The organism is Litorivivens sp., assembly GCF_041625495.1.
Taxonomy (GTDB): domain Bacteria; phylum Pseudomonadota; class Gammaproteobacteria; order Pseudomonadales; family Spongiibacteraceae; genus Litorivivens.
Window position 1 is genome coordinate 1 of sequence record NZ_JBFJTH010000251.1, and the last position, 3,796, is coordinate 3,796.

A 3,796-nucleotide genomic window follows, 5' to 3' on the forward strand; every position below is an offset into this window, starting at 1 on the left:
GCTCGACGAATTACCAACCGGTCTCCGCTGGAATCGTCCACCACTAACACTGTCTGAGTATTCATGCGCGCTGCGCTCTCCTGCTCCGCCCTGTAAGTCAAAGCTAACTGTACGACCATCGCGTGTTGCTGCAGAGCCTCTACCGGATGGTCGCCTAGGAGGGACTCTCCCAGTTCTAACCCATACCGTATCGCATTCAACTGGTATATTTCGCTACGTAGATACCACTAGAGCTCACCAGGCACAATAACCAGCAGCCCATCTCTTATTAGAGGCAATACCTTGATGTTACGGGCTTTCCAAGGCCCTGAAAAGACTCCGGCAAATCACTTTCGGTCTGCGCAAAAACCATATCGGGTCCATTCGGCACCTGAATCTGCTCACAAAGATGCATATCAGTCACTCATATCATGAGTGACCGCAAAGCCACCCCACGATAGGACGCAGGGCTACACCCGGCGCCGCGAGACACCGGAGTCGACAAGCTCCAACACCACAGACCAGAGCTAGCCAGCTCTAGCGCTGCTGCAGGGGATGTAACTATTGTAGTTCAAACGAATTTTGCCATTTCAGAGGGCGCATGCCCCCTCTCTGCAGCGAGGGAGGGGGTGTATCAGGCCGCGCAGATAGCGAGACCATGGTTGTGTGGCTCAACCAGACAACGGTGCAGACTCTGAATCGCCTTGTTGTAATCATCTTCATTGATTACAAACTGCATATCCACCTGCCGCATAGACTGGTGCATGGCTAACACACTGATATTGCTCTCGGCCAACGCGGAAACCGTTTTCGCCAACATGCCCGGCACCTGCATATCGCTGCCAATGGCCGACACGATCGCTACTTTGCGGTAACTGATCTCGGCTTTGGGGTAGGCCGACTCCAGCTCACGAATAATGCGTTTGACGGTTTTCAGGTTAGTGCCCAGGTACATGGTGATGGTATTGGCGTTCAGATCCTTGGTGATGATCTTGGCCTTGAGCTTTTTAACCAGCCCCAGAAATTCCTGGTCATAACTGTGAACGTCGCCAACCATCTCCTGGTCAAACAACTCCACTGCATACACCACCTGCTTGCCGGCAATGATTTCAACACAGGGCGAATCACTTACATAATCGCGGGTTATCAGGGTGCCGCTGTGCTCAGGCTCAAACGTGTTTTTCACCCGCAGCGGAATATTCTGCTGGCGCAGACCCTTAGCAGCACGCGGGTGAATCGCTTCCATGCCGAGATTGGCCAACTGATCGGCCACGTCGTAATTGGTACGACCAATGGGAACCACTTTCTCTTCATCAACTACGCGAGGGTCCGCGCTGCTGAGGTGGTATTCTTTGTGAATTACCGCCTCACGGGCTTCCGTGATAACCGCAATTCGACTGAAGGTCATCTCACTGTAACCGCGATCAAAGGTCGCCATCAGACCTTCTTCGCAATGCGCATAGCCGGTGACAATGGCCAGTTCCTTGCCAAGATCGACACTCTTGAACGCATTGCGTATATGTTCGTCCAGCGGCAGGGCCGCATCGGCACGCCAACCGCTGAGGTCGACCAGACGCGCGCTGATCCCATCGCGTTGCAACAGATGCGTCATGTTCCAGGCGCTGTGGGCTTCACCGAGACTCGCGAGCATTTCCCGCACAGTCAGCAACTGCCCTTCCAGCTCAAAATGACCATGCTGGCAGAGACGATCGAGATCACTCAAGCAGCGATCCGCATCATTGATGCGCTCGTCAATATAGCCGTTTGCCTGATCAAGCAGTTCACCGGATTCAAACAACGATTCATTCACCGACAGCATAGCTTCGCGCACTTGTTTCAGCGCTTCTCGCCACTCACCGTCGTTGTCAGAACCTGCGAACAACGCATAAACGCCGGCTTTACCGCCTTTTTTTGCTTCCAGTAGTTTGTCTGTCATGCCGCCGTAAGCTGACACTACAAATACTCGATTGTATAACTCGCTGCCCTCACGCTGGCCGATAATTACGTTATCGCGCACGGCCTCGTACTGGCTCATCGACGTACCGCCAATTTTTTCAACGGTATGTGACATAGTCTCCCCCTGAGTCGTCAAGGATGGTGGATTTCGCTTAGGCTCTTCTATTTCACTTCATCTGCTTCAAGTGGATAGACCCCGTCTTTGTCGTGCACTTCCTTGCCGTGCAGCGGCGGGTTAAACACACAGGCAAACACAATGTCTTCGCCTTCATCCGCGCGCAGCAGATGCTTGTCGTGCTTGTCCAGGATGTAAATGGTACCTGGCTCAATGCGATGAATTTTTCCGTCATCACAGGTTTCCACTTCGCCCTTACCCGATATGCAATACACCGATTCCAGGTGATTCTGGTAGTGAATAGGCGTTTCCGTGCCCGCGAAAATGCGGGTGATATGAAAGGAAAAACCCATGTTGTCATTCTTGAGCAACATGCGCGTACTTTCCCAGTTGTCTGAGCGCACATGGCGCTCACTGTTAATGCAATCCTGTAGCGTTCTGACGATCATAGCGCTTCCTCAACCTTTGTCTTTTGTATTGTGTGTAAGGGCATGGTGCAGCGAACTCTTGCATCACTGAACAAGCACACCCTTAGCTTTTGTAGAGAAAGATCTTTCTCAAGAAGCTTTCTGATAGCGATTGGTCATAATGTCCTTCACGCTCTGCTCGATAATATCCAGTGCCTTGTTCAGCTCTTCCATCGTGATGGTCAGCGGACACAGACATTTCACTACCTGATCGTAGGCGCCGGAGGTTTCGATCACCAAGCCCAGCTCGAAGCAACGCGTAATCACGAGCTTCGCCAAATCACCATCTTTACAGCTCAGACCCTGCATCATGCCGCGCCCTTTGGGCTGCATGTTTGACGGACCTGCCATATTGGCAATTTCCTGGAAGCGCTTGGTTAACAGATCTGCCTTTTCCTGTACCTCCTTGGCAAAACTGTCGTCTGACCAGAAGTGGCGAATCGCCGTAGCCGCGGTAACGAAGGCGTGGTTGTTACCACGGAAGGTACCGTTGTGCTCACCCGGCTCCCAGATATCCAATTCAGGACGCATCAAGACCAGCGCGAAAGGCAGACCAAAGCCGCTCAGTGATTTCGACAAGGTCACGATGTCAGGTTTGATACCAGCCGGCTCAAAACTGAAGAAGGTACCGGTACGACCACAACCCGCCTGAATGTCGTCGACAATCATCAGCATGTCATGCTTCTTGCACAGCTTTTCGATGCCTTGCAGCCACTCAAAGCTGGCCGCATTCAGGCCACCCTCGCCCTGAACGGTTTCTAGTAATACCGCTGCTGGCTGATCTACACCACTGGAGGGGTCTTCGATCAGCTGATCAATCATCGCGATCGTATCTACATCGTTACCGAAGTAGTTCGAATATGGCATGTGGGTTACGTCAGGCAATGACACACCACCACTACCGCCACGGTGATGACGGTTACCGGTAGCCGCCAGTGCGCCCAGCGAGCAACCGTGAAAACCATTGGTGAAAGCAATAATTTCACTGCGCCCTTTTACCTTGCGAGCAATTTTCATCGCGGCTTCCACCGCGTTGGTGCCAGTCGGGCCGGTAAATTGCAGCAGATACTCGAGGTTGCGCGGCTTGAGAATGCACTCATCAAAGGCCGTCAGCAGCTCCTCCTTGGCACGGGTGTGCATATCCAGCCCGTGGGCGATGCCGTCAGCCTGCAGGTATTCAATCAGCGCCTCTTTCAGAACGGGATTGTTGTGGCCGTAGTTAAGCGTGCCGGCACCCGCCAGAAAATCGATGTATTCCTTGCCCTCGGTATCGTAAAGC

The 3,796-nt window shown here is 52.8% G+C and carries 3 protein-coding genes; all 3 read right to left on the reverse strand.

Annotated features, from left to right (window positions below; genetic code table 11):
- Positions 1-613: 613 nt before the first annotated feature.
- The gene (locus tag ABYP39_RS17930) at positions 614-2,050 is read right to left on the reverse strand and encodes an aspartate kinase (RefSeq protein ID WP_372783969.1); all 1,437 of its coding nucleotides are present in this window, start codon (positions 2,048-2,050) and stop codon (positions 614-616) included.
- A 47-nt stretch (positions 2,051-2,097) separates the two neighbouring features.
- Positions 2,098-2,499 carry an ectoine synthase gene (locus ABYP39_RS17935; protein ID WP_372750621.1) on the reverse strand — a complete coding sequence of 134 codons (402 nt, stop codon included), beginning with the start codon at positions 2,497-2,499 and terminating at the stop codon, positions 2,098-2,100.
- A gap of 108 nt (positions 2,500-2,607) precedes the next feature.
- The coding region (ectB, locus tag ABYP39_RS17940; RefSeq protein WP_372783971.1) for a diaminobutyrate--2-oxoglutarate transaminase at positions 2,608-3,796 on the reverse strand (1,189 nt) is incomplete at its 5' end.

Excerpts from the sequence above, each read along its gene's own strand:
- ABYP39_RS17930 (WP_372783969.1), bottom strand. The coding sequence starts at position 2,050 with ATGTCACATACCGTTGAAAAAATTGGCGGTACGTCGATGAGCCAGTAC.
- ABYP39_RS17935 (WP_372750621.1), bottom strand. The coding sequence starts at position 2,499 with ATGATCGTCAGAACGCTACAGGATTGCATTAACAGTGAGCGCCATGTG.